The 26,507-nt window shown below is 58.8% G+C and carries 27 protein-coding genes and 1 tRNA gene; 20 read left to right on the forward strand and 8 right to left on the reverse strand.

The features are described from left to right. Window positions 1–157: 157 nt before the first annotated feature. The 17 genes from cobA to ACR0AK_RS19120 all read left to right on the forward strand — a co-directional run bounded on the left by cobA (window position 158) and on the right by ACR0AK_RS19120 (window position 16,296). Window positions 158–919 (forward strand): uroporphyrinogen-III C-methyltransferase, encoded by a 762-nt coding sequence (gene cobA / locus ACR0AK_RS19040; RefSeq protein WP_480794556.1) that lies wholly within the window; start codon window positions 158–160, stop codon window positions 917–919. Further along, a complete protein-coding gene (locus ACR0AK_RS19045; protein ID WP_480794557.1) occupies window positions 912–1,262 on the forward strand; it encodes a c-type cytochrome in 351 nt (116 codons plus the stop codon). Before cobA ends, ACR0AK_RS19045 begins: the two co-directional genes overlap by 8 nt. Continuing rightward, entirely contained in the window at window positions 1,259–2,404 is a 1,146-nt protein-coding gene (locus ACR0AK_RS19050) for a cytochrome D1 domain-containing protein (RefSeq protein WP_480794558.1), read from the forward strand. Before ACR0AK_RS19045 ends, ACR0AK_RS19050 begins: the two co-directional genes overlap by 4 nt. 2 nt (window positions 2,405–2,406) lie before the next feature. Next, window positions 2,407–3,396 (forward strand): siroheme decarboxylase subunit beta, encoded by a 990-nt coding sequence (gene ahbB, locus ACR0AK_RS19055; RefSeq protein ID WP_480794559.1) that lies wholly within the window; start codon window positions 2,407–2,409, stop codon window positions 3,394–3,396. Continuing rightward, window positions 3,393–3,842, forward strand: a complete 450-nt coding sequence (locus ACR0AK_RS19060; RefSeq protein WP_480794560.1) for an Lrp/AsnC family transcriptional regulator — start codon at window positions 3,393–3,395, stop codon at window positions 3,840–3,842. The genes ahbB (ACR0AK_RS19055) and ACR0AK_RS19060 overlap by 4 nt, the downstream gene beginning before the upstream one ends. Next, a complete protein-coding gene (gene ahbB / locus ACR0AK_RS19065) occupies window positions 3,839–4,321 on the forward strand; it encodes a siroheme decarboxylase subunit beta (protein ID WP_480794561.1) in 483 nt (160 codons plus the stop codon). Before ACR0AK_RS19060 ends, ahbB (ACR0AK_RS19065) begins: the two co-directional genes overlap by 4 nt. Window positions 4,322–4,324: 3 nt before the next feature. Continuing rightward, entirely contained in the window at window positions 4,325–5,539 is a 1,215-nt protein-coding gene (gene nirJ / locus ACR0AK_RS19070; RefSeq protein WP_480794562.1) for a heme d1 biosynthesis radical SAM protein NirJ, read from the forward strand. Further along, entirely contained in the window at window positions 5,514–7,067 is a 1,554-nt protein-coding gene (locus tag ACR0AK_RS19075; RefSeq protein ID WP_170562272.1) for a nitrite reductase, read from the forward strand. The genes nirJ and ACR0AK_RS19075 overlap by 26 nt, the downstream gene beginning before the upstream one ends. Continuing rightward, complete coding sequence (locus ACR0AK_RS19080; protein WP_480794563.1) at window positions 7,024–7,287, forward strand: hypothetical protein; 264 nt, start codon at window positions 7,024–7,026, stop codon at window positions 7,285–7,287. The genes ACR0AK_RS19075 and ACR0AK_RS19080 overlap by 44 nt, the downstream gene beginning before the upstream one ends. Before the next feature lie 89 nt (window positions 7,288–7,376). Then, window positions 7,377–7,841 carry a DUF2946 family protein gene (locus ACR0AK_RS19085; RefSeq protein WP_480794564.1) on the forward strand — a complete coding sequence of 155 codons (465 nt, stop codon included), beginning with the start codon at window positions 7,377–7,379 and terminating at the stop codon, window positions 7,839–7,841. Then, window positions 7,832–10,009, forward strand: a complete 2,178-nt coding sequence (locus tag ACR0AK_RS19090; RefSeq protein WP_480794565.1) for a 4Fe-4S binding protein — start codon at window positions 7,832–7,834, stop codon at window positions 10,007–10,009. The genes ACR0AK_RS19085 and ACR0AK_RS19090 overlap by 10 nt, the downstream gene beginning before the upstream one ends. 16 nt (window positions 10,010–10,025) lie before the next feature. Further along, window positions 10,026–11,933, forward strand: a complete 1,908-nt coding sequence (gene nosZ, locus ACR0AK_RS19095; protein WP_170562260.1) for a TAT-dependent nitrous-oxide reductase — start codon at window positions 10,026–10,028, stop codon at window positions 11,931–11,933. A gap of 3 nt (window positions 11,934–11,936) precedes the next feature. Then, window positions 11,937–13,193: a nitrous oxide reductase family maturation protein NosD gene (locus tag ACR0AK_RS19100; protein ID WP_480794566.1), complete on the forward strand. Its 1,257-nt coding sequence runs from the start codon at window positions 11,937–11,939 to the stop codon at window positions 13,191–13,193. Continuing rightward, on the forward strand, window positions 13,183–14,076 hold the full coding sequence (locus ACR0AK_RS19105; protein ID WP_480794567.1) for an ABC transporter ATP-binding protein: 894 nt from the start codon (window positions 13,183–13,185) through the stop codon (window positions 14,074–14,076). Before ACR0AK_RS19100 ends, ACR0AK_RS19105 begins: the two co-directional genes overlap by 11 nt. Continuing rightward, the gene (locus ACR0AK_RS19110; protein ID WP_480794568.1) at window positions 14,073–14,894 is read left to right on the forward strand and encodes an ABC transporter permease; all 822 of its coding nucleotides are present in this window, start codon (window positions 14,073–14,075) and stop codon (window positions 14,892–14,894) included. The genes ACR0AK_RS19105 and ACR0AK_RS19110 overlap by 4 nt, the downstream gene beginning before the upstream one ends. Beyond that, window positions 14,891–15,406: a nitrous oxide reductase accessory protein NosL gene (locus ACR0AK_RS19115; protein ID WP_480794569.1), complete on the forward strand. Its 516-nt coding sequence runs from the start codon at window positions 14,891–14,893 to the stop codon at window positions 15,404–15,406. The genes ACR0AK_RS19110 and ACR0AK_RS19115 overlap by 4 nt, the downstream gene beginning before the upstream one ends. Continuing rightward, complete coding sequence (locus ACR0AK_RS19120; RefSeq protein ID WP_480794570.1) at window positions 15,403–16,296, forward strand: FAD:protein FMN transferase; 894 nt, start codon at window positions 15,403–15,405, stop codon at window positions 16,294–16,296. Before ACR0AK_RS19115 ends, ACR0AK_RS19120 begins: the two co-directional genes overlap by 4 nt. 82 nt (window positions 16,297–16,378) lie before the next feature. On the opposite strand, the gene ACR0AK_RS19125 is transcribed toward ACR0AK_RS19120, so the two are convergent. From ACR0AK_RS19125 to ACR0AK_RS19140, 4 genes are all read right to left on the reverse strand, one after another. Beyond that, window positions 16,379–16,468 (reverse strand) — tRNA-Ser (locus ACR0AK_RS19125). A gap of 171 nt (window positions 16,469–16,639) precedes the next feature. Then, complete coding sequence (locus tag ACR0AK_RS19130; protein WP_480794571.1) at window positions 16,640–17,695, reverse strand: hypothetical protein; 1,056 nt, start codon at window positions 17,693–17,695, stop codon at window positions 16,640–16,642. Between the two features lie 155 nt (window positions 17,696–17,850). Continuing rightward, window positions 17,851–18,168, reverse strand: a complete 318-nt coding sequence (locus tag ACR0AK_RS19135; RefSeq protein ID WP_170562239.1) for a DUF3775 domain-containing protein — start codon at window positions 18,166–18,168, stop codon at window positions 17,851–17,853. 87 nt (window positions 18,169–18,255) lie between these two features. Next, complete coding sequence (locus ACR0AK_RS19140; protein WP_170562236.1) at window positions 18,256–19,029, reverse strand: DUF1365 domain-containing protein; 774 nt, start codon at window positions 19,027–19,029, stop codon at window positions 18,256–18,258. 149 nt (window positions 19,030–19,178) lie between these two features. On the opposite strand from ACR0AK_RS19140, the gene ACR0AK_RS19145 reads away from it, so the two are divergent. From ACR0AK_RS19145 to ACR0AK_RS19155, 3 genes are read left to right on the forward strand one after another with little or no spacing between them, the layout of a single operon-like run. Beyond that, entirely contained in the window at window positions 19,179–19,835 is a 657-nt protein-coding gene (locus ACR0AK_RS19145; RefSeq protein ID WP_480794873.1) for a sigma-70 family RNA polymerase sigma factor, read from the forward strand. A gap of 10 nt (window positions 19,836–19,845) precedes the next feature. Continuing rightward, window positions 19,846–20,496: a ChrR family anti-sigma-E factor gene (locus ACR0AK_RS19150; RefSeq protein ID WP_170562233.1), complete on the forward strand. Its 651-nt coding sequence runs from the start codon at window positions 19,846–19,848 to the stop codon at window positions 20,494–20,496. A 59-nt stretch (window positions 20,497–20,555) separates the two neighbouring features. Beyond that, window positions 20,556–20,960 carry a hypothetical protein gene (locus ACR0AK_RS19155; protein ID WP_480794572.1) on the forward strand — a complete coding sequence of 135 codons (405 nt, stop codon included), beginning with the start codon at window positions 20,556–20,558 and terminating at the stop codon, window positions 20,958–20,960. Between the two features lie 3 nt (window positions 20,961–20,963). Here ACR0AK_RS19155 and ACR0AK_RS19160 read toward each other — a convergent pair whose 3' ends face one another. From ACR0AK_RS19160 to ACR0AK_RS19175, 4 genes are all read right to left on the reverse strand, one after another. Further along, window positions 20,964–22,193 (reverse strand): DNA recombination protein RmuC, encoded by a 1,230-nt coding sequence (locus tag ACR0AK_RS19160; RefSeq protein WP_480794573.1) that lies wholly within the window; start codon window positions 22,191–22,193, stop codon window positions 20,964–20,966. A 52-nt stretch (window positions 22,194–22,245) separates the two neighbouring features. After that, window positions 22,246–24,090: a DNA mismatch repair endonuclease MutL gene (gene mutL / locus ACR0AK_RS19165; protein WP_480794574.1), complete on the reverse strand. Its 1,845-nt coding sequence runs from the start codon at window positions 24,088–24,090 to the stop codon at window positions 22,246–22,248. Window positions 24,091–24,374: 284 nt separating this feature from the next. After that, on the reverse strand, window positions 24,375–25,304 hold the full coding sequence (locus ACR0AK_RS19170) for a metal ABC transporter permease (protein ID WP_480794575.1): 930 nt from the start codon (window positions 25,302–25,304) through the stop codon (window positions 24,375–24,377). Next, complete coding sequence (locus ACR0AK_RS19175; RefSeq protein ID WP_480794576.1) at window positions 25,301–26,506, reverse strand: metal ABC transporter permease; 1,206 nt, start codon at window positions 26,504–26,506, stop codon at window positions 25,301–25,303. Before ACR0AK_RS19175 ends, ACR0AK_RS19170 begins: the two co-directional genes overlap by 4 nt. Window position 26,507: the final 1 nt, after the last annotated feature.

The raw sequence follows: 26,507 nt of genomic DNA on the forward strand, positions 1-26,507 counted from the left end.
CGCGGGCGCAAATCCCGCGCTCCTTAACTTTAGTCAAGGAAACAGCGCAGTTAATGCGCAAACCTGCCAGCATGACACGCCCGGTTGGCCCAGCGACGTCCTCAAATCGCCGAATGGAACCGGGTTCAGAAGACAAATAGACCAAGCGAGTTTGCACATGAGCGGTAAGGTTTTTCTGATTGGTGCCGGTCCCGGCGACCCCGAACTCATGACCTTGCGCGCGATGCGCATGCTGCAAGAGGCTGACGTGGTTGTTTACGACCGGCTAGTCTCGGCTGACATTCTGGAAATGCACACCCCCGGCGCGCGACTGATCCCGGTCGGGAAGGCGCCCAAATGCCATTCAGTGCCACAGGATCGCATCAACGACATTCTGGTCAAAGAAGCCCGCGCAGGTCATTGCGTTGCGCGTTTGAAAGGCGGCGACCCGATGATCTTTGGTCGTGGTTCGGAAGAAGCCGCGTATCTGATGGCCCACGGTATCGCGATTGAATACGCGCCGGGCATCACCGCCGCACAAGGAGCATCCAGCGCGACCGGAGTGCCGCTGACCCATCGCGGCCTGGCAACCTCGGTTCAGTATGTCACCGGTCACAGACAGGCCGACAAGGTACTGGATCTGGATTGGAAACGGCTGGCTGACCCGGACTCAACGCTGGTCATTTACATGGGTGTCGCCAATATCGGCCAGATCGCAATGGGGCTTATGACCGAAAATCTGCCCGGCTCGACCCCCGTTTTGGCCGTTGGAAACGCGACCACAACCGAAGAACGGCGCCTGATCTCCCGACTGGACCAACTGGCGGCGGATGTACGCGATGCAAATTTACAAGCGCCGACCCTATTCATCATCGGTCAGGTCGTATCGCTATATGCCAAACAGCCGGTTGCAGACCTGCAGGAGCAAGCTCATGGCTAGGGTCATCCCTTCGTATTGTGGGCTCCCGGCATGGACCTCGCGCGCTTTTCTCACAACAGCCGTCCTCATCGCCACCTCGGCCCTTGCCGCTGACGTGCTGGACGGCAACGCCCTGAAACGCCTTGTTCATCAGGATTGTGGCTCGTGCCACGGCTTGTCTTTGAAGGGTGGCCTTGGGCCGGATCTGCGGTCCAAATCGCTGGACCATTATGATGCTGACGTTTTAACCGACGTCATCCTTGATGGCATCCCCGGCACCGCAATGCCCCCGTGGCGACCTCTGATCAGCGAAGAAGAGGCCGAATGGATTGCTCGCTATCTTCTGGAATCGGAGGCACAATGAAACACCTCATCCTTAGCCTTGCAGCCACCCTATTGATGACTACGGCGCAGGCCGAGCCCACCGCCACAGGCGATTTGGGTCTGGTAATCGAACGTGCCAACGGTTCGGTTCTGCTGGTGGATCAATCTGATCGGGCAGCGTTGGTCCGGATCGAAGGCTTAGGTGATCTGTCCCACGCCTCACTGGTCTATTCGCCTGATGAACGTTTCGCGTTTGTGTTCGGACGCGATGGTGGGCTGACCAAGGTCGATATCGTCACCCGCCAGATCGTTAACCGGGTCGTGCAGGCAGGCAACGCCATCGGCGGTGCTATCTCGGATGACGGACAGCTGGTGGCCGCCTCAAATTACGAACCGGGCGGTGTTCGCGTCTTCAATGCCGAAACGCTGGAGATGGTCGCGGATATTCCGACCGACAGTAAAACCATCGGTCTGGTCGACGCACCAGGCCGCCGGTTCGTGTTCACCATGTGGGACACGGGCGAGACCTGGATCGCCGACTTCTCAGCGGGCACCCCCGAAATTACCAAGATCCCAGAGATGGGTAAGAACCCCTATGACGCGCTGATTACCGCCAATGGCCGCACTTATATCACCGGTTTGTTCGGCGAGGATGGTCTGACAGCGCTGGATCTGTGGGCCGACATTCCTGAGCCAATCCGCGTGCTGCCCAACTATGGTCGTGGGCAAGAGGAAATGCCCGTCTACAAGATGCCTCATCTGGAAGGCTGGGCGCTGACAGGGCGCGAATTTGTTTTGCCTGCGGTTGGTCACCATGAGGTTCTGTGGATCGACGCAGACACTTTGACTGAAACCGGACGTACCCAAACCCATGGCCAGCCGGTCTTTGCCATGGCCCGGCCCGATGGGCGGCAAGTTTGGGTAAATTTCGCCCATCCCCTGAACGATACAATCCAGGTGATCGACAGCGTCAGCAAAGAAATCATTCATGAATTCAAACCGGGCCCGGCGGTTCTGCACATGGAGTTCACCCCGCGTGGGCACGAGGTCTGGATCAGCGTGCGCGATGCCAACAAAGTCATGGTTTACGACACGCAAAACTTCGAAAAGCTGCGTGAGATAGAAGCGGACAGCCCGTCAGGTATCTTTTTCACTGCCCGCGCGCACAGAACGGGCTTGTGACAATGGAACATATCACCGACCCAATCGACCGACGCCTGCTGGATGAGTTTCAGCGCGATTTTCCTGTAACCGACCGCCCATTCCAGGTGTTGGCATTCATGTTGGGGCTGGACGAAGCGGAAGTGCTGGATCGCCTCACCCGAATGCGTTCAACTGGCAGAATAACTCGGGTCGGCGCGACGATTGCCCCCGGGGCGGTTTCGGCAAGTACGCTGGCCGCCGTTGCTGCGCCGGCGGAAAGACTGGAAGAGGTTGCCGCCCTGATCGACGCTGAGCCGGGAGTAAACCATAATTACCAACGCGAAGACGAATGGAATCTCTGGTTCGTGGCCACTGGCCCAGACCGCGCACATGTGGATGACACCTTGGCGCGCATCACACATCGCACAGGGCTGCGAGTACTCGACCTTCGGTTGGTGCGTCCGTTCAACATAGATCTGGGGTTTCGCATGTCGGGCAAGACCAGAAACGTGCCTGGCCCACGCAAAGTAGACTGCTCGGTCCTGCAAGAGGGCGACCGCGCATTGCTGCAAGCCCTCAGTTCAGGTCTATCGCTGGTCGCCGAACCATATGCCGCTCTGGCCCAATCACTGAACCGCAATGCGGCGGAAATTATGGGGCGGGTTGAAGTTCTGCACAGTGCCGGCATCATCTCGCGGCTGGGCGTGATTGTGCGCCACAGGGCGCTTGGATGGTCGGCCAACGCGATGGTCGTCTGGGACATGCCGACCATACAGATCGATGCAGCCGGACCTGCCCTTGCAGCCCATCCCGGAGTGACCCTGTGCTATGAGCGTCGCCCGGTTGATGGGGTTTGGCCCTACCGGCTTTATTCCATGTTTCACGCACGCACGCGCAACGAAGCGCTTGAGGCGTTGGCCACTGCGCGCGCGCTGCCGGAACTGTTTGGAGCACAGCACAAGGTTCTGTTTTCGACCCGCTGTTTCAAACAAACCGGCGCGCTTATCCAACCGAAGGAAGCCGCTGCATGACACTTGACGCAACCGACCGCAAAATCCTGAACCGGATGCAGGACGACCTTCCCTTGGTATCAAACCCTTATTCGGCGGTAGCAGAGGAACTGGGCATTCCCGAAAGCGAATTGCTGAACCGTATATCCTGTATGAAAGAAGACCGCGTGATTACCCGTTTTGGCCCTTTTTTTGACGCTACTGCAATGGGTGGAGCTTTCTGCCTGTGTGCGATGGCGGTACCGCCCGAGAATTTCGAAACTGTCCTGACCAAAGTCAATGCGCACGCCGAGGTGGCGCATAACTATGAACGTACGCACCGGCTGAATATGTGGTTCGTGCTGGCCACCGAAACACCCGAGGGGATCGAGGCCACCGCCGATGCCATCGAACGGGAAACAGGGACCCGCGTTCTCTGTTTCCCCAAATTGCAGGAATTTTTCATCGGCTTTCGGGTGGCAGCATGATCGACGCAAGAGATCGACAGATTATCGAGGCGCTACAAGGCGGGTTGCCCCTTGTACCTGCGCCGTATGCGCAGGTGGCCGAGGCACTTGGGATGGACGAGGGTGCGCTGCTTTTCCAACTGGCCGAACTGAAGTCGCGCGGCGTAATCCGCCGCATCGCCGCCGCGCCCAACCACTACAAGCTGGGCATGACTTCAAACGGGATGACCGTTTGGGATGTGGATGACGACCACATCACTGAACTGGGCACGCATATCGGCGCGCTGCCCTTCGTCACCCACTGCTATGAACGCCCTCGCGCTCTTCCCGAATGGCCTTACAATCTGTTCGCTATGGTTCACGGCGCCGACCGGAAGGAGGTCGAGAGAAAGCGCGCTGAAATCTCTGCCATCCTAGGCGATGCCTGCCGGGCCAAAGACATCCTCTATTCTACGCGCATTCTGAAAAAGACCGGGCTGCGCCTGAAAGCGAAAGGCTGAGACATGTTCCGCCTGACCGAATACATGCACCAACTGGTCAAACCGACCCCGGTGCGCAAACGCCGCCCCGGACCGGTGAAACCAGTGGTAATCTGGAACCTGACGCGGCGCTGTAACCTGAAATGCCGCCATTGCTACACCGTCTCGGCGGATGTTGCGTTCCCCGGTGAACTCAGTCACGAGCAAGCCATGGTAACCCTTGAGGATCTGGGCCAATTTCGCGTTCCTGCCCTGATCCTCTCGGGTGGGGAGCCGCTGGACCGGTTTGATTTCTTTGAAATTGCCAAACGCGCCCGCGACTTGGTGCCGATGCTTGCGCTGTCGACCAACGGCACGCGGATCTACGACGAAACCGCCGACATGATCGCCGATGTGGGGTTCAATTATGTCGGCATCTCGCTGGACGGGATTGGCGCCACCAATGACTGGTTTCGTGGAGTCGAAGGCGCTTTTGCCGACGCTCTGCGCGGTGTCCGCGAATGTAAGAAACGCGGCATCAAAGTGGGTCTTCGATTTTGCCTGACCGAGGGCACTCAACACCACCTGCCCGACCTGCTGCAATTGTGCGATGACGAAGGTGTCGACAAGTTCTACCTGTCCCATCTGGTCTATGCCGGTCGTGGCGACAAGAATCGAGGCGAAGATGCTGAACATCTTCGCACTCGGAACGGGTTGGATCTGCTGCTGGACCGCGCGTGGGAAGCTGCCTCGGGCGGGCGCACGCTGGACATCGTAACCGGCAACAACGACGCCGATGCGGGGTATTTCTTGAACTGGGTCCGCAAACATTTTGATGCCCAAAAAGCTGATCATGTACGCAAACATCTGGCAGCTTGGGGTGGCAACTCCAGCGGCCTCGGCGTGGCCAATATCGACAATCTGGGCCGCGTGCACCCCGACACCTACTGGTCGGACTACACGGTCGGCAACGTGAAGACCCGGTCGTTCTCGGAGCTTTGGACCAGCGATGATCAAATGCTGGCCATGCTGCGCACACGTCCCCGCCCCCTGAAAGGGCGCTGCGGCGCCTGTCAGCTCAAGGATGTCTGTGGTGGCAACACCCGTATCCGGGCTTTGCAGGTGACCGGCGACCCGTGGGCGGAAGATCCAGCATGCTATCTGTCAAACCAAGAAATCGGCGTGGATGAGGCGGGCGATCGCCTGCAGGTCACGCCGTTCCGGGGGAAACGCCATGATCCGGCGCATCAGTTCTTCTAAGACACTCAAACTCGGCACTCTCTGCTCGCTGTTGTTGATCGGAACCGCGTGGGCTGACGCTCCCTCGGATTACGCTGAATTTTGTGCGTCCTGCCACGGCGAAAACCGCTTAGGCGGTGTGGGTCCGGCGCTTATCCCTGAAACGCTCAAGCGGATGCGCGGCCCCCGCGTTGCCGCAGTTATCGCCGAAGGGCGGACCGCAACACAAATGCCTGCCTTCTCGCACGAACTGGACGCGCTGCAGATCGAAGAACTGGCGGGTTGGTTGAAATCACCGCTGGAAAGCGATCCCGAGTGGGGTGAGGCCGACATAAGGGGCAGCCGAATTCTGGACGAGAATTACGTCGCAGTTGAAGCACCCATCTGGGACAGCGACCCGATGAACATCACTCTGGCTGTTGAGACCGGGGACCATCATGTCAGCGTGCTGGACGGTGACACTTTCGAGGTTTTGGACCGGTTCGAGACACCCTTTGCCGTTCATGGCGGTCCAAAATTCAGCCCAGACGGGCGATATGTGTTCATCATGTCCCGAGACGGTTGGGTCCAGAAGTATGACATTTGGGCCTTGAAACAGGTTGGCCGCGTGCGCGCTGGCCTGAACAGCCGCAACATCGCCATGTCGGGCGATGGCAAATGGGTGGCCGTGGCAAATTACCTGCCCAACAGCCTGACCCTGCTGTCGACCGAGGATCTAACCGTGGCCAAGGTCATCGACATCAAAAGTAAGAAGGGCAAACCCAGCCGTGTTTCGGCCGTCTATCAGGCTCCACCGCGCGAAAGCTTTGTGCTGGCGCTAAAAGACGTGCCCGAAATTTGGGAGGTCTTCTACGGCAATAATCCTCCTCAATTTGGTATCGGTCATGACTTCCGTATCGAAGGGCAGTTCAAGAACCCCGACCCCTTCCCAGTGCGCAAGATCACTACACCCGACTACCTGGACGATTTCTTTTTTGACCAAAGCTATGAATACGTCATGGGCGCATCTCGCAACGGCAAAGGCGGTCAGGTCATCGATCTTGTGATCGGTCAGAAAGTGGCCGATCTGGACCTGCCTGGCATGCCGCATCTTGGGTCTGGCATCACATGGCGAAATGGCGACACAACCGTGATGGCCACGCCGCATCTGACCGACGGCACCGTGTCCGTGATCGACATGCAAACCTGGGAAACCGTCAAGCGGATCAAGACCGAAGGGCCGGGTTTCTTCATGCGCAGCCATGAGAATTCGCCTTACGTCTGGGCAGATGTGTTCTTTGGGCCCAACAAGGACGCGATGCATGTGATTGACAAGCAAAGCCTTGAAATCGTGAAGACTCTGCGGCCTGCACCGGGTAAAACCGTGGCCCATGTGGAGTTCACAAAGGACGGCAGCCACGCTTTGGTGTCCATCTGGGAAGATGATGGCGCGGTGATCGTTTATGACTCGCAAACGCTGGAAGAGGTCCGCCGCCTGCCGATGCGTAAACCTTCGGGAAAATATAATGTCTGGAACAAAATTACCTTCTCGGAAGGCACCAGCCACTGAAGGCAAATGGCCGGTCTGGAAGCTGGCGATATTGCTGTATCCAGCCACGGCCCTGACCGTGGCCATCAACCTGTTTCTGGCCGGCCTGATCGCCAACAGCGCCGGGTTTGGTATGGTTGCCCCGGTGACCGCGATCATCTGGTCAATTCCACTGGGCGTACCAACCTCATGGCTGGCCGGGCGTTGGTTGCGTGGTTTGATGGATGAAGCGGACGATTAGTCCCAAATTTCCTGCGGCCTAACCGAAGTCAAGTATCGGCATGAGAGAATCCCCTACACCTTAGGAACGATTTCCGAGTTGGATTCTCCATGCCCGCCCTTAGCCCTTTGCACAGCCTCCCTGTTCGCGCGTTGCGTGCGACGTGTGCGTTGGTGGGTATCCTCCTGCTGTTGTTGCAAACGATCGGCCCGGCGCTGGCGAGTCCCGGCCAAAGCATGTGGGTGGAGATCTGCTCGGAGGCAGGCGCGGTCTGGGTCCAGATAGACCTTGAGGAGGAAGACCTGGACCCAACCGCGCCCTGCCCCAAATGCGCCGATTGCGCCCTGTGTGCAGTCACCTCGGCGGCCCCGGTGCCGAACTTGCCTGTCCTGGCACGGGAAAGCGTTATTCACACCGAATACCCTTCGCCCCGCGATCTGGTTGAGGTCTGCAGCTTGAAACGATTGTGGCCTGAAACCCGTGGCCCCCCGGCTGCACCCAAGAAACACATCGAACGCGCCCAGCGCGCGCGCATAGCGTCAATCCTAGTATCCGGAGGTGCGCTGTGGTCGTAAGTCGCGCAATCCATTTCCTGCTGGCCCTTGCCCTGTTCTGCTTGGTGGCGATCAACGCCCGTGCCGACAGCCTCGCCAGCTTCCTTCCCGAGATCGAGCCTGCCGAACTGGCCCCCGGTGCCGATGCCCTTGGCCCGGTGCGCGACGACGTGCCCGTGGCCCCGGTTCTGAAAGGTGGCGAAATCGTTGCTTGGGCCTTTCTGACATCTGATTTCGTGGGCACCACCGGTTATTCGGGCAAGCCTATCCACGTGGTTGCCGCAATCGACGAAGATGCCGTTTTGACCGGTGTGCAGCTGGTCAAACATTCAGAACCCATTGTGCTGATCGGCATCCCCAATTCGCGCATGGTCGAACTGACCGAAGGCTATACCGGGCTGGACCTGAAGGTCGAAGCCGAGACCGGTGGCGAAGGGCATGACTTGGATATCATCTCGGGCGCGACGGTCACGATCATGGTGATCGACGACAGCCTTGTGCGCGGCGGTATCAAAGTGGCCCGCGCGCTGGGTCTGGGCGGCCTGTCTCCGCTGCAGGCCGATGGCCCGAAACGCGAAGTCGATATGGCGCAAGACGCCACCTATGACTGGACCACCCTGTCCGGCGACGGCTCAATCCGGCGTCTGACGCTGGATGTTGGCCAGGTCAACGCGGCCTTTGAGGCCACTGGCGATCAACGTGCCATCAAACGCCCGGAACCGGGTGAACCGGATGACACGTTCATTGACATGCATGTGGCACTGGTCTCGGTCCCCTCGATCGGCAAGTCCCTGTTGGGCGAGGCCGAGTATCAGAACCTGACCGGGTGGCTGGACGAAGGCGAACAGGCCATTCTGGTGCTGGGTCGCGGCGCCTACAGCTTCAAGGGCTCGGGCTATGTCCGCGGCGGGATTTTCGACCGTATTCAGCTGATTCAGGGCGACAATTCGGTACGGTTCTTTGACAAGCAGCAAGAGCGCCTTGGCAAGGTCGCTGCCTCAGATGCGCCCAGCTTCACCGAACTGGATATCTTCAAAATCCCTGCCGAGGTGGAGTTTAACCCCGCCGAGCCATTCCGCCTGCAATTGCTGGTGCAACGAGCCGTGGGCGCGGTGGAAAAGACATTCCTGACCTTCGATCTGGGCTACAAACTGCCCGAACAGTACTTGCTGCCTGCGACCGCCCCGGCAGTTGTCGACGACGCCACCGGCGAGGCCGCCGCCAAGGCCGCCCTTTGGAAGCGTATCTGGAAAGATCGCACGGTCGAAATCGTCGGTCTGGGCTTCATGCTATTGGTGTTGACTGCGACTTTCTTCTTCCAGTTCCACGCCACGATGAACGCGCGGGTCTTCTACTGGTTCCGCATCGGCTATCTGACCATGACGCTGTTCTTCATCGGTTGGTATGCTAACGCACAGCTGAGCGTCGTGAACCTGATGGCGCTGGCAGGCAGTCTGCGCTCCGGGTTCAGCTGGGACGCTTTCTTGCTCGACCCGCTGGTCTTTATCCAATGGTTCGCCGTCGCCGCCGCCCTGCTCTTCTGGGGACGCGGAGCCTATTGCGGCTGGCTTTGCCCATTCGGCGCATTGCAAGAACTGACTAACAAGATCGCCCGCGCGCTGAAGGTGCCGCAGTGGACCCTTCCCTGGGGTCTGAACGAACGCCTATGGCCGGCAAAGTATATGATCTTCTTGGGTCTCTTCGGTCTCAGTTTTGTCTCGATCCCATTAGCCGAGAAATATGCCGAGGTCGAGCCGTTCAAGACCGCGATCATTCTGAAATTCATGCGCGACTGGCCGTTTGTGGTCTTTGCGCTGGCCTTACTGGGGATCGGGCTGTTCATCGAACGATTCTACTGCCGCTACCTCTGCCCGTTAGGCGGAGCGCTGGCGATCCCCGCCCGTATCCGCATGTTCGACTGGCTGCGCCGCTACAAGGATTGCGGCACCCCCTGTCAGACCTGCGCCAACGAATGCCCCGTTCAGGCGATCCACCCCACCGGTGAGATCAATCCGAACGAGTGCGTCACCTGCCTGCATTGTCAGGTGCTCTACCAGTCCGAGGACAAATGTCCCGTCGTTATCCGCCAACTGAAACGGCGGGCCAAGACAGGGTCGGTCAATCCCAAGACCCCCCTCGGGCAACCACCGGCGAACCATCCGAACGCCAAACCGCAATCCGTTTCCTAAAAAAGGAGGAACGATCATGTCGGACAATGAAAACAAACTGAACATCACACGCCGAGGGATGCTGGGGGCCACCGCAACCGGCGCTGTGTTGGCCGGGACCGGTCTGGGTTCGACCCTGATGACCGCGAAACAGGCCAGCGCTGCGGCCAATGCCAATCTGCAGCCCGGTGAGCTGGACGAATATTACGGCTTCTGGTCCTCGGGTCAGACCGGCGAACTGCGTATCTTGGGTTTCCCGTCCATGCGCGAGCTGATGCGCGTGCCGGTCTTCAACCGCTGCTCGGCCACCGGTTGGGGGCAGACCAACGAGTCGCTGAAGATCATGACCGACGGTCTGCTGCCGGAAACCAAGGAATTCCTCGCCAAGCGCGGCATGAAAACCTATGACAATGGCGACCTGCATCACCCGCATATGTCGTTCACCGATGGCACCTATGATGGCCGCTATCTGTTCATGAACGACAAGGCCAACACCCGTGTTGCCCGTGTGCGCTGTGACGTGATGAAATGCGACAAGATCACCGAGATCCCGAACGCCAAGGCGATCCACGGGCTGCGTCCGCAGAAATTCCCGCGCACCGGCTATGTCTTTGCCAACGGCGAAGATGAAACTCCGCTAGTCAATGACGGCACAGTGCTGGACGATCCATCGCAATACGTGAACATCTTCACCGCGCTGGACGGTGACACGATGGAGGTCGCATGGCAGGTGATCGTGTCGGGTAACCTCGACAACACCGACTGTGACTATCAGGGTAAGTACGCCTATTCGACCTCATACAACTCGGAAATGGGTATGAACCTGGCCGAGATGACCGAGAACGAGCTGGACCACGTTGTTGTCTTTAACCTTGCTGAAATCGAAAAAGGCATCGAAGCCGGTGACTATCAAGAGCTGAAAGGCGTTAAGGTTCTGGACGGCCGTAAGGGTCAGAACAAGAAGTACACCCGTTACATTCCGATTCCGAACTCGCCGCACGGCATCAACACCGCGCCTGACGGCAAGCACGTCTGCATCAACGGTAAGCTGTCGCCGACTGTCTCGATCATGGATGTCACAAAACTGGACGCCCTGTTCGAAAGCGATGCCGATCCGCGATCCTGCATTGTGGGTGAACCGCAGCTGGGTCTTGGCCCGCTTCACACTGCTTATGACGGTCAGGGCAACGCGTTCACCACGCTGTTCCTCGACAGCCAGATCGTGAAATGGAACATCGACAAAGCAATCGAAGCCTACGGTGGCGCGGATGTGGACCCGATCATCTCGAAGGTCGACGTTCACTATCAGCCGGGTCACAACTCGACCTCCATGGGTGAAACCAAGGATGCCGATGGCAAGTGGCTGATTTCGATGAACAAGTTCTCGAAAGATCGGTTCCTGAACGTAGGCCCGCTGAAGCCCGAGAACGAGCAGTTGATCGACATCTCGTCCAACGAGATGAAGGTGGTTCACGACGGCCCGACCTTTGCCGAGCCGCATGACTCGATCATCGTTCGCGCCGATATCGTCAACCCGGTCAATGTCTGGGACCGTGCCGATGTCACCTGGGAGGACGCCCGCAAACAGGCCGAAGCCGATGGCATCGATCTGGAAGAAGGTGCCGAGGAACCGATCCGGGACGGCAACAAGGTGCGGGTCTACATGACATCGCAGGCACCGACCTTCAGCCTTGAGAAGTTCACCGTCAAACAGGGCGACGAGGTAACAATCTACGTCACCAACCTGGATGACGTGGACGACGTGACCCACGGCTTCTGCCTGGGTAACTACGGCATCGCCTTCGAGATCGGGCCAATGGCAACCGCGTCGATCACTTTCACTGCGGACCGTCCGGGCGTGCACTGGTTCTATTGCCAGTGGTTCTGCCACGCACTGCACATGGAAATGCGCGGCCGTATGCTGGTCGAGCCTCAGGGAGCATAACTTATGCGTTGGTCCCTGCTCATACCGCTCCTGCTCGGCTCGCCCCTTTGGGCGGCGGACTGGGATGTGCCCAATCGGGCGGGGGCCATCAATGAAACACTGGCTCAGGCGGCGGATGGGGACACCCTCCGCCTGAGCCCCGGTATCTATACCGAAACATTGGTTCTGGACCGGCCCGTCACCATTGACGGGTTGGGCCAGGCCACCATCGACGGACAAGGCACGGGCAGCGTCATCACCGTGACCGGGTCGGGCGTGACCGTGCGCGGACTCATTGTGATCGGCTCGGGCTCAAGCCATGACGGGATCGACAGCGGTATCCAGCTGACCAAAACGGCCAAGGCGCCGGTGGTCGAAGATAACGTACTGCTGGGCAATCTCTATGGCGTCGACATTCACGGGGCCAAGGACAGCATCGTGCGTGGCAACCGGATCGAAGGCCGTTTGGACCAGCGGATGAACGACCGCGGCAATGGCGTCTATGTCTGGAACGCGCCGGGTGCGCGGGTTGAAGACAACGACATCCGCTATGGCCGTGACGGGATCTTTGTGAACTCGTCAAAAGAGAACACCTTCACCGGCAACCTGTTCCGCGACCTGCGGTTTGCCGTGCATTATATGTACGCGGACAATTCGGTGGTCAGTGACAATGTCTCGATCGGTAACGATCTGGGCTATGCGGTGATGTTCACGACCAATGTGACCGTGGCCAACAATGTCTCGATCGGTGACCGTGAACATGGCGTGATGCTGAACTACGCCAACAAGAGCGTCATCACCGGAAACGTGGTGAAGGGTGCCAAGGAAAAATGCACTTTCCTCTATAACTCGAATAAGAACGAATTCACCGACAACTGGTTCCAGGGATGCGGCATCGGCATCCACTTTACGGCCGGAAGCGAACGCAACCGGATCGTCGGAAACGCCTTTGTCGGCAACCGGACCCAAGTGAAATTCGTTTCGACCAAATGGGTCGAGTGGTCCGAAGACGGGCGCGGCAATTACTGGTCCGATTTCGCCGCCTTTGATGTGGATGGCAACGGTATCGCTGATGCCCCCTATCGCCCCAATGACTCTATGGACCATGTGCTGTGGACCCAACCCGCAGCCAAACTTCTGCTCGGCTCCCCCGCCGTGCAGCTGGTGCGCTGGTCGCAATCTGCTTTCCCGGCCCTGCTGCCGGGTGGCGTGATGGACAGCAACCCATTGATGCAAGCCCCTGAACCCCCAGCTATGAAAAAGGTGCCTCATGACGGATAAGGCCCTGTCAATTGACCACGTCTTCAAGGACCGAGGGAAAACCCGCGTACTTGACGATATCACCCTGTCATTAGTCCCCGGCCAGCGCGTGGCGCTGCTGGGGCATAACGGCGCAGGGAAGTCGACCCTGATTAAATCCATCCTCGGTCTGACGCCGATCCACGGCGGAGCCATTCGGATCGGCGACGCCACCCCCGGCAGCGCACAGGCACGGCGGGAAACAGCGTATCTACCCGAGGCTGTCTCGTTTCACCCCGCATTGACCGGGCGGGAACAGTTGACATTGTTCGCTCAACTGTCGGGAACCAAAGCTAACGTGCCTGATCTGCTGGAACGTGTCGGCCTGAGTGACGCGCTGGATCGCCGGATCGGAGCCTATTCCAAAGGAATGCGACAACGGCTGGGTCTGGCGCAGGTGCTGCTAGGCCAGCCAAAGGTGGCGCTGCTGGATGAACCCACAAGCGGTTTGGACCCAATTTCGCGGCAGGACCTCTATGCCATCATTGATGAGCTGGCAGCGAAAGGAACAGCAGTGCTGATCGCTTCCCATGCCCTGACCGAGGTCGAGGCCCGCACCGACCGCATAGCCATCATGCGCAAGGGGCGCATGGTGGCTGACGATACGCTGACCAATCTGTCGGCCCTGGCGGGCCTGCCGATCCGCCTGCGGGTGCGCGCCAGCGCCAACCCAGAAGCGCTTGCCGCAGAACTGGGTGGAAACCGCATCAATGGCGCGTCGGTTGAATTGCTCTGCTCCCCGGACGACAAGATGGAAGCCCTGCGCCGCATTGCCGGACTGGGCGATGCCGTGGCGGATGTTGAAATGACCCCGCCCAAGTTGGAAGACCTTTATCGCCACTACGCTCAGGAGGAATTGCAATGACCCGCTTCCTCGCCATTACCCGCACCGAAATGCTGATCCTGCGACGCAACCGCTGGCTGCTGATGGCAACGTTGATCATGGTGCTGTTCGCGCTGGCGCTGACCTTTGCTGGCAGCGCGCCAACTGGCACGCTGGGCGTCGACATGCTGACCGTCTCGGTCGCGTCGATGACCACGCTGTCGGTCTATCTTGCGCCCCTACTGGCACTGATGATCGCATTCGACGCCATCGCAGGAGACGTGGACCGCGGTAGTCTGTCGCTGCTGCTGTCCTATCCCGCTGGTCGCGGGGAAATCCTGCTGGGCAAATTCACCGCCCACCTGGCGGCATTGGCCTTTGCCATGACCGTCGGCTTTGGCACCGCGGGTGCAGTCGCCGCATGGTTCGGTGGCGCCGGCCCGGAAAGCCTGTTGGCACTGGTGCGTTTGATCCTCACATCCATCCTGCTGGGCGCCGTGTTTCTGGCGCTGGGTTACCTGCTGTCCGCGTTGGCGAGGGGCGCAACGGCGGCGGCAGGTCTGTCGGCCGGGCTCTGGCTGGTCTTTGTCGTCCTCTATGATCTTGGCTTGTTGGGAGCCGTGGTTATGGATGAGGGCGGCACTTTCACCCAATCCGTCTTTCCATGGGTGATGGTAGCCAACCCGGCCGACGCATTTCGTCTGTGGAATATCGCCGCGACCGAAGGTGTAGCGATGGCCTCGGGCATGACCGGTGCGGCACAAGCGCTTCCGGTTTGGGCAGCACCCGCGTCATTGTTGATCTGGCCAATTCTGGGCTTCATCCTCGCCCGCGCCGCGTTCCAGAGGGTTGAGCCATGAAGCATCTGTTCCTGATCGCTCTGTTCGCACTGACGGCCTGCAAAGAAGAGGTCGCCGAGGTCCCCGATCCGGTTGACTTGACACCGGATGCACTGAGCTTTTTCTGCCAAATGAATATCGCCGAACACGGCGGGCCCAAAGGACAGATCCATCTGGAAGGTTATCCCGCACCACTGTTCTTTGCACAGGTGCGGGACATGGTCGCTTACCTCAAAAGCCCGGAGCGGGACGCCGACATCACCGCCATCTATGTCAGTGATATGAGTGTCGCGCCCAACTGGCAGCAACCGGGTGTCTCCAACTGGATCGCCGCTGATGTCGCCACCTTTGTTGTCGGCTCCGACGTCGCGGGAGGCATGGGCGCGCGTGAAGTGGTGCCGTTCTCAAACCCTGATGATGCCGCATCATTCATCGCACAATATGGCGGTACCGCTTTGCCCCTATCCGACATTCCCGATGCCGAGGTATTGGGCCCCGTAGATCTGGACCTGCTACTGGAGACACCCGCATGACCCTTCTGTCTCGTCGCCGGTTTCTGACCATATCGGCCGCAAGCGCGGCCTACCCTGCAATCGCGGCCCCGGTTACAGCCGCCCGGTGGCACGGGTCCGCTTTGGGAGCACCCGCCAGCATGCAGTTGGTCGGGCTGACAGATACCCAAGCCCGCCCCGTTTTTGCGGCCGTCGAGGCCGAAGTCACACGGCTGGAAGATATCTTCAGCCTGTATCGCCCGAAATCCCAACTTTCGCGCCTGAACCGCGATGGTTTTCTTATGCATCCAGCGCCCGAGCTCTTGAGCCTGTTCAGCCTGTGCTCAGTATTGCACCAGAATTCAGAGGGCGCATTTGACCCGACAATCCAGCCGCTCTGGGCTGCTCTGATCAACGGTGAGGACGCCAAAACCGCCCGCAAATCCATCGGATGGAACAAGGTCTCGGTTAACAACGATGTCATCCGCCTGCCCTATCCCGGGCAGTCGGCGCTGACACTGAATGGAATAGCGCAAGGAGCAATCACAGATCGCATCGCCGCGCTGCTCCGATCAAAAGGGCTGCAAGACATCCTGGTCGATATGGGGGAAGTCATGGCATTCGGACAGCGTCACGATGGGCGGGCCTGGCAAGTGGGTCTGGCAGATCCCCGGGGTCAGGTCACAAAACGTATCTCGCTACACGACCGGGCCGTTGCGACTTCGGATGCCACCAACCTGATGCTGAACGACACTTGTGGCCATATCTTCGACCCCACAGGGCAAATGCCAGCCCGCCGGGTTGTGTCAGTATCTGCAAACACTGCAGCGTTGGCTGATGGTCTTTCAACAACCCTGTGCGCTCTGCCTGACGGGGAATTGCCGAAGGTTCTGAACTGTTTCCCAGATGCACATCTTGAGATGCAGGCCTGACCCCAAGCGCATGCAGCGAACATAAAAAACACCGACCAAAACCGACAGACAGTTAGGCGGATCCATCCGTTTCGAGATTTTGTGGCGGAGACGAAGGGATTCGAACCCTCGAGACCCTTCCGGGCCTACTCCCTTAGCAGGGGAGCGCCTTCGACCACTCGGCCACGTCTCCGCTGGCCGGTATATCCTTGCATGTCGACCAGATACAAGGCGATTTTGTTCAGGTTTGCATTTTTTCTGAAATCGATTGCGCCGATGCTGTTTCGGCTGCTTTAGCATGGCGAATGCCTGCTCTTTCTATTCTCGATAGCGATCCGAGGTCGTTAGGAACGGTATTGAAACTTTAACCCCGTTCGTCTGCTTCCGTTACCGCCTGCAAGAAAAACAGCGTCGCCGGATCCAGATTGTCTTGAGCCATGACAGCCTCGAAGGTGGGGATCAGGGCGCTGGTGTCCCAGGGTCGGACAGCCAGGGCAATCCAAATCGCAAGGGAGTTGTCTTGGTCCAACTGGCGCTTAAACACATCCAGTATCAGGGGTCGCGTTTCCGGATAGGCTGTTCCGCCATCGGCCAGGCTGCGGATAAGATTTCGCTTTTCCTCGTCGGTTCGATCAGGCCGCAGCAGCGACTTTTCGATTTCCAGGATTGCCTGATCACGATCCACTGCGATACCCGCCAACCCCCAGTCATAAAGGTTAAGGGGTCGGTCGCGAAGCGCGCTTTGATAACCAAGCCTTACACGTTCGTTGGCCTTAGGGTCCGACTGAAGACCCAACAAACGGATAAGCACCGGTGCGTAGGCAAGGCGGTTTGGATTCCGCAAATCCTGCAACAATTGCGCCGTGGGCACGGCGTCGGCCAGATGGGTCACAAGCCGATAAGGCGCGCGATGGATCTCGATCAGTGCAGCGTTGCGCAGCATGCGATCTTCGTGCGTAAGATAGTCACTGAAAAAGGCAACCTGCGCCGCGCGGTCCGGAGCGCCACTGACCCACCCCTGCCCCTTGGCGCGCAGTGTCTCAAGGAATTGGGTTCGATCCGGTGTCATCAGAAACCCTTTGATCCAGCCGCCGGAAAGTCCGCGGCCAGCCTTGTCTCGGTATCCCGCTCCGTAAATCATCAAAACTGTTCGGTTGGGATCCACACGAAATGCAGAGCGCGCGACGCTGTCGACCAGAAAGGGTATTTCCGGCAAAGCCTCGACCTGTTCAGGCGTGCCTTTCACAATCGAAACGGGAGTGAACCTGAAGGGATTGTCAGGCGATGGCGCTGCCAGCACGATCACGCGTGCGGAAAGGATCTGGTCCGCAAGTGAATATTCCGGAAGCTCGACGCAGACGCCGCAGGCTTGAGCGGGCCGAGACCCAAAACCCAAGCAAAACGCGAGTACAGCAATCATTTGCAAGGCGCGCCACATCGGTCGTGCTCCGTTTCCTGGCACCCCAATATGAACGGGGTCGCTTTCGGCTTTCCTGTGCAGGTTATCCGAAAACCGGGTTTTCGGCGAATGCTAAACGATTTGCTGTCCGGGCCAGATGCACACAACTGGTGCACTTACATCAGGTCGTTTTCCACATCCTCGGCCGAGATACCTAGTGCGTCCAAGCCGTTTTCAAGGTGATCCGACAGGTGCGGTGTACCAATCAGGTAATCCGCGCAAGGGGTCGAAGCCTCGGACTTGGCGGTTGCGATGGCCTCAGACAGATCTTCGGCGAAAAAGCTTTCGCGCCCGATCCACATGACAGCCACCAGTTCAGCCTGTTCATCCTCGCTCATTCGGCCAATGAAGGCGCGCAATTCGCCCTCTGCGCGATCCAGCTCGCGCCCCATCATCGCAACCTGAGCGATTTTCCTTGGCGAGATTTCCATCATGACCCGACTCCTCATATTCGCGGTTTCAATAGTACCACAACCACGGGGTTCAGCCTGAGTCTTTGATCTTAAGCAAAAACCCAAGTTCTAGGGTTTGCGACTGCGGGACATTGGCTGATCAGGCACCGGGGCCGTTCGGAATGGAACAAACCGGGCCTTTTTGATCTTGAGCTTTAGCGCCTGCCACAGGATCAGGAAGAATGCACGCCGGGCCCCGAAGGGCCGGCGCAGCAACGACCACAAAATCGCCCGGTTGGTTAGCGGCGCTCGTGGTCCGGTCAGGGTGGCAATCAACCCACCCGCCTTTCGGCCATAATCGATCCAGACACCGACACGCTCGGGGCTGTGATCAAACCGGAACACGTATGTGCCCTCGATCTTCTGAAACGGCGAGACATGCATCAGCTTGTCCGCAACGATGCGATCTGTCGGTTGGATCGGCGCATAGTCAGGATTATTGCAGAGATAGCTGTGGCGGGTGCCGTAAGTATTCGTGACTTCGGCCACTACGGCATAAAGCTGTTCATCGGCATTGAAGCAAAACCAGAAGCTGACCGGGTTGAACACATGCCCCAACACCCGCGGCTGCGTCAGCAACTCAAGCCGTTCGGGTTGGGTTACACCCATCTCATCGAATTTTGCACGCAACCACACCGCGCCCTGGCCTTTGCCGGGCTCACCACCGTGGTCGAGGTCTCGCCAGTACATCGCATTGGCGCGGTTCATCGAAAACAAGAGCGGTGTGTCAGGCCGGGCTTCGGGGTCCAACAGGATGTAATCGATAGAATACCGAAACGCATTTTCGATCCCACCTTTTCGGCCGTGATAGGTGTGGCCTGAAATATGGTCGACTCTATTCATTACGAGCGATTTCCTATCTTGCCTGCAAGCCGTTAAAACGGCGCTCTTTTTTGCGTCATGTACATACTTATCATACGAAACATGGTCCGGTTCGGATTAAAATAGCACCACAATGTGATCCAGCTTGGGTGTCACTGCGTATTGTTGTTATGTTTACCGAGATCGATACCGCGACCTTGGATGAACCGGTGGCCTACAGGCCTTCACAGAAACCGTGGCGCGCGAAAAAACGCATCAAGGGAAGACCGGTGAACCAAGCGGAAGACAATTGCAATAAGCGAGCTGAGTGGGTGGACCACGTCAGACGCATAAGGGACGCACAGGACCAGGCCGCATTTGCCGAGTTGTTTCAGCATTTCGCCCCGCGGATCAAAGCTTTCCTGATAAAGTCGGGCTCAGATACGGCTACGGCCGAAGAGTGTGCCCAAGAGGTGATGGCCACTCTGTGGCACAAGTCACATCTTTTCGATCCCGCGAGGGCGACCGTGGCCACCTGGGTGTTCACGATTGCTCGGAATAAGCGCATCGACGTTCTGCGCAAGCAACGTCGCCCCGAACCCGAGGATCTGGGATGGGGCCCCGAAGCAGAGCCGGAACAGGACGACGTACTTGCGCTGCAACAGGAAACCGCGCAGCTGCGCGACGCTTTGACCGCGTTGCCAGAAGCGCAAAGACAGCTGATCGAGAAAGCCTATTTCGGCGATCTGAGTCATCGAGAAATCGCATCTCAGACCGGGTTGCCACTGGGCACGATCAAATCACGGATACGGCTGGCGCTGGACCGCTTGCGCCACGCGATGAATTGAGATGACGGATATGAGCAACAAGATCAAACATCACCTGACAGATGACCTGCTGATGGCATACGCCGCAGGCACTCTGCCCGAGGCTTTCGACCTGATGGTCGCGACACACCTGTCCTTGTGTGATCATTGCCGCGCGCGTGCGGAAAGTTTTGACGCCGTCGGTGGATATGTTCTGGAGGAGCAGGACGACACCGTTGCGATGAACGACAAGGCACTTGCGGAAACGATGGCATTGATTGCAAACGGCGCACCTATTGCCAAACCCAAGCGCCCCGGTTGTTCGGTTCTGCCGACACCACTGCAGGATTACGTTGGCGGCGATGTGAATGACATCCGCTGGCGACCAATCGGCATGGGGGTCAAGCAGGCGATACTGCCGACAACCGGTGATGCGACCGCCCGGCTGCTGTTCATACCGGCGGGCACCGCAGTTCCCGACCACAGCCATAACGGCATGGAGCTGACAATGGTACTGCAGGGCGCGTTTTCGGATGAGGTCGACCATTTCGCCCGTGGCGATGTGGAAATTGCAGATGAAGACCTCCACCATACCCCTACAGCAGACATTACGGGGGATTGCATTTGCCTGGCGGTCACTGACGCGCCGCTTAAATTTAACAAGTTGATGCCGCGCCTTTTCCAACCGTTCCTGAGAATCTGACCCTATAAGCGTTAACGTGATACTCTGTTCCGGCACGCCGTTTTATGGAGGCATCTTAAATGATCAGAACTACAATCTTAGCTCTTGGCTTGTTAGGCTTTACATCGGTCGCATCAGCCCAACTGGTCGCTGATGTAAAATTTGAGCCGGGCAACTTCGGGACAATGGTCAATGGTACCGTAACGGGAAACGAGTACTTCGACTACAAGTTGGGTGCAAAAGCCGGGCAAGAGATGTTCGCCGACCTCAAGGTAAGCGACACAAATGGCTATGGCGTGATCTACTTCAACATCCTGCCGCCGGACAGTGATGGTTTCGCGATCTACAACGGCTCGATCGACGGGAACACCGCGCGCATCGAACTGCCTGAGGATGGAGACTACACGATCCGGGTCTACCTGATGGGCAATGACCGCGATACGGACAAGACGGTCGGCTACAATCTGGATCTGTCAATCCAGTAATGCCTAGCCTTCAGACTGGCCGAGAGGCACAACGTTGGTCTGATCGTCCGGTGCCAACTCCTCGAAATCAAAGTTATCCAACCGCTGCGCACGGCGGCCAGCTTTCTCCGCGCTGATCTTGATTTCCGAGATATCCTTGGCCGCCTGCCCGAAATGGCGGTCGAGGTTCGAGACACGATCCCCCAAACGCTCGACATCCTTGTGCAGCAAGCCCAGCTCTTTGCGGATAGCACCTGCCTGTTCGCGCATCCGTGCATCTTTCAGGATCGCCCGCATCGTGTTCAGTGTCGCCATGCATGTGGTGGGCGAAACGATCCATACACGTTTGCTGAAACTCTCCTGTACCAGTTCAGGAAACTTGGCGTGCAGTTCGGCATAGACCGCCTCGGACGGCAGGAACATCAACGCGCCATCGGCTGTTTCACCGTCCAGAATGTATTTCTCGGCAATATCGTTGATGTGCTTGCGCACCGTGCTACGGAACATCTGCACCGCTGCTTTCAACTCCATGTCATTGGTCGAACCAATCAACGCTTCATAGGCTTCCAGCGGGAACTTGCTGTCGATGACAATTGGCCCCGGAGGGTTCGGCAGGTTGATCAGACAATCCGCCCGGCGCCCGTTCGACAGAGTTGCCTGCAGCTGAAAGCTGTCCGAAGGAAGCGCCTTGGACACGATGTCATTCAACTGAATCTCTCCAAACGCACCACGGGTCTGTTTGTTCGACAGGATATCCTGCAGAGACAATACATCACCCGACAGTTTGGTAATATTGTCCTGCGCTTTGTCGATGGCGGCCAAACGTTCCTGCAACTGTGTCAGCGAAGTCGCTGTCTGTTTCGAGGACCCGTGCAGTGATTCCTTCATCCGCTCCTGCATCTCGGCCAGGGCGCGCGCCGATTTCATCGCGTTGTCGGCCAGTCGGTCATTCATCTGCTGCTGGACCGAGGAGAGTCGGGATTCAACCGTCTGGATGACCTGCACCTGCGCATTGGCCTGCGTGTCCGAGACATGCTGGAGGCCACCGCGCAATTGTTCTTGGCCCTGCCCCAGTTGTTGAACATGCTGCCCCAGATGCGCCATCTGCCGGACCAGCGGCTCCGCCATCCGAGCCGACCGATTGGACGCTCGCAATGACAAAAACAGCAGCAGCAGGATCAGCAGAACGACGCCACCCCCGATCAGCAAAACCGGATCATTCAATGCATATTGGGTGCCTGCAATCTCAATCATTTCAACTCGCGTGTTCTTGTTTTATTCTTCATAGCCCCGCCGGGCCTTGGGATCAACTGCGGCCGAACAATCGCTCGATATCGCTCAGTTTAAGCTCCACATAAGTCGGCCGTCCGTGGTTGCATTGACCGGAATGGGGCGTGGCCTCCATCTCGCGCAGCAGGGCGTTCATTTCCTCGGCCCGCATACGACGACCCGACCGGACCGAGCCGTGACAAGCTACCCGGCTAAGGATCGCCTCGATCCGCGCCTGCACTGTTTGGCTTTCGCCCTGATCGGCCAGTTCATCCAATATGTCCAGAATCATCGCCCGCGCATCGACCTCGCCCAGGATGGCAGGCGTTTCACGCACGGCGACGGCGCCGCCGCCAAATGGCTCCAGCGTCAGACCAAGGCGCGAGAGATCATCAGCCACAGCCATCAATCGCGCGCAATCGCTATCGGACAATTCAACAATTTCCGGGATCAGCAGTGCCTGCGCTGCGACGCCATTCTCTGCCATCTGTTTTTTGAGCTTTTCATAAACCAGCCGCTCATGGGCCGCATGTTGATCAACGATCACCATGCCGTCTGCGGTTTGGGCGATGATGTAGTTCTCGTGTACCTGCCCACGTGCCGCGCCCAAAGGCAGGTCTTCGACCGGTGGTTCTGGGACTGAAGCCGGTTCGACAATGCTGCCGCTGTAGTCCTGAGACAGTTCAGCAAATCCCGGCGCCTGCGCCTGATACGCCACTTTCCGTACAGCCGGTGAGGGGCGGTCCATCTGATAGACTCGCGCCGGTGCAGGCTGTGCTGGTTCCGGACGCATAGCCCCCAAAGTCGCATTCGCCACTGTGGAGGATGCTCTGTGCCCGGCCTCGGCCAGCGCGTGCCGCAGAGCCGAGACGATCAACCCGCGCGCCACGCCCGGATCGCGGAACCGGACCTCGGACTTTGCCGGGTGCACATTCACGTCCACCAGCGTCGGATCGCAATCAATGAACAGGGCTGCAGCGGGATGGCGATCCCGGCTGAGGAAATCGAAATAGGCCGCCCGCAGCGCGCCTGTCAGCATTTTATCCCTTACGGGCCGCCCGTTGACGAACAGATACTGCGCCACCGCCGCACCGCGCGAATAGGTCGGCAGGGCGGCATAACCGTACAACCGGATGCCTTCGCGCGCGGCGTCGATCTGCAGGGCGTTTTCAGCAAACTCACGCCCGATCACGCGGGCCAGCCGGGAGTGAAGCGCGTCGAACAGATCCCCATTTTCGCGGTCGGCCCGAAAGGTCACGCGCCCCTCGCCTCCGCCAGAAACGTCGCGCAAAGTGAAGGTCACCGCTGGCTCGGCCATAGCCAGCCGCTTGACGGTGTCGCTGATCGCCTGCGCCTCGGCCCGGTCGGTGCGCATGAACTTTAATCGGGCAGGTGTGGCGAAGAACAGATCGCGCAGTTCAACCACAGTACCAGCACGCAAGGCGGCCGGTTTCACCCCGTCAATTCGCCCCCCTGCGACATGGACCGAGGCCGCCTCGCCCCCCGGCACCCGGCTTGTGATAGTCAACCGCCCAACAGCGCCCAGCGATGGCAATGCCTCTCCCCGAAAGCCGAAGGTGTGGATGTTCAATAGATCCGACCCGTCAATCTTTGACGTCGCGTGGCGGGATAAGGCCAATGCCAAATCATCGGCAGCAATTCCGCAACCGTCATCGGTGACGCGAATCAGCGTCTTGCCCCCATCTGCGATGTCGATCGCGATGCGGGTTGCGCCTGCGTCGATGGCGTTTTCCACCAATTCCTTAACCGCAGATGCCGGGCGTTCAACAACCTCACCCGCCGCAATACGGTTGATCGCCGCATCGTCAAGTTGCCGAATTACCGGGCGATTTTCGCTGATATTGGGGTGTGCCTGCGCCATACCACCAGACCTAGCACAATCGCGCACGATTCTGCCACTGCTTTGCTTTGCAATACATGTGAGGGGAGGGGGGCGTTCGAACAATCGCGACTTGCCAGCCTAGACTGGCGGCCAGTCTGGGCGCGATTGCTCGAACGATCCGGGTGAGTGGTGGTCATCCAGTAATCAATGGGCAAACTGGTACCACGAATCCGGTTTTGCAGCGTGAAGACTCTATAGGCCTCAATTCAGGCGGCGAAGTTTGGCCGATGCAGTGCAGAGCCCGGTGGCGGGAAAATGCCGGGTCAAGCGATTCCGGGCGCACCTGCGCGGGTCCTGCAGGGACCCCAACAAGCCGCGAACGCAAGGATCAGACCGGACATCGTTGCGATCATGCCAGCGGCACTGACCGCATCCGCCGCGCCCAGCCAAAGCGGGCCATACCCGGCCAGAACATACCCGGAAACGGCCGACAGAACGGCAAAGAGGATGCTCCATGCGATTTGGTTTTCCAGCCGATTGGTCATCATGCGCGCCGCTGCGGGTGGGCAAATGAACATGGCAATCACAATGATCGAACCCACGGCGTCGAACGCGGCTACAGCAGCTATTGCAGCCGTGATTACCAGAGCCATTCCAAGCATTCCGGTTCGGATACCAATGGTGCGCGCAAACCCTTCGTCAAAGGTGGAAATCTTCAACGGCCTCCAGAACAGCCAGACGAAAAGGGAAACCCCCAGCAAGGTCAGCGCTATCCGGGGCAATTCCGGCGGCAGGCCCGCCAACGCTATGGGGTCAAGTACAGAAGACCAACCCGTCGCATCCAACCAGATCAGGCTTTCCAGATTGCCGTAAAGCGCATGTTCAACGTCCAGATGCACGGTCGAAGTATCGGTCTGCTCCAGCAACAGCACCCCGGCCGCGAACATCGTCGTGAAAACCACACCCATCGCAGCACCCGCCTCGATCTGCCCCAACCGTCGCACGGCTTCGATCAGAACCACGGCGATGACGGCCGCGCCGGCAGCGCCCAGCATCATGGGCCAAGTTGAAATCGCTCCGGTAAGCAAAAAGGCCACAACTATGCCGGGCAGCACAACATGACTTATCGCATCCCCGATCAGAGCCTGTTTGCGCAACACCAGAAAGTTGCCGGGCAGCGCACAGGCGATGGCCGCAAACGTTCCGATAAGCAGGGGCGTCAGCGAAAGAGGAACAAATTCTTCACCGCTCATGCCGGAACCTCCTGCGGGCCGCCGATCTGGCGGTCGATTTCTGCGATCTGGTCGCGTGTCAGGACGGTTTCGATATCCCGAAGCCCGTCATAGAGCGCTGCTATTGCCTCATGCGCTTGATCGGCCCGGACGATTTCCCAGCGTTTCTCGTCGCGCAGCGCCTTGGCCGCGCGGGCCTTGCCTGTTTCGGTTGCCACGCCATCTGCCCGCGCCAGATCGGCATGTCGCAGCAAGCGCAAGGTCAGCGGCTCGTAAATCTTCTGCCCTTGCGCAAGCGCCAGCAGGCCCTGCCTGATGTGAACCCGGCGCTGAAACCGCAGATGTCGCAGAACGGCGGCCAGAACACCCCGGACGGGCGCAAAGAGCAGGGACAGTGCGAAAAACCCAAAGCTGACCAAAACAATGATGGGACCGGTTGGCAGGTTGGGGGCCGAGGCCGACAGCGCCGCCCCCAGAAAACCGGCCAGCCCTCCGGCCAGGCCAGCCAGCAATACCACACGGTCTGATCGTTCCGTCCAGAACCGCGCCGTGACGGGCGGGATGATCAGCAGTGCCACGATCAGGATCAAGCCAACGATCTTGAGTCCCACCACGGTAACCGCCATGACCAGACCCATCATCGCCAGATCAATCCGGTGTACCGGCAACCCCCGGGCAGCGGCATATTCAGGGTCGAAGGCCACCATGGTCATCGGCCGGCGTATGATAATGACCAGCAACAGGGTCGCTGCCCCACCTATTGCAATGACCAGCGCGTCTGCCCAAAGCATCCCCGCCGTTGAGCCCAGCAGGAACCCCTCGAGACCCGCCTGGCGACCGACTCCCATGGTCTGGATCACAGTCAACAGCACGATTCCAAAGCCGAAGAACACCGACAGGACAGCACCAATCGCAGCATCCTCGGCCAGACGCGTGTGGCGTGTCAGCCAGTTCATGCAGAGCAGACCAACCCAGGCCGACACGGCCGATCCGGCCAATAGGCCGATCAGGTTACGCCCATCGCCCCCAAGGGCGACTAAAACCATGAACCCGAGGCAGACCCCGGGCAGCGTTGCGTGGCTGATTGCATCACTGACCAGCGCGCGTTTTCGCAGGAACAAAAAGGTGCCGGTCACACCGGCGGATATACCCAGCAAGGTCGCACCAATGGCGACCAGCGTGGCGTTATAGCCCAACTGCAGGGTCAGAGCATCCCAAAGCATG

Source organism: Ruegeria sp. BI12, from assembly GCF_056537985.1.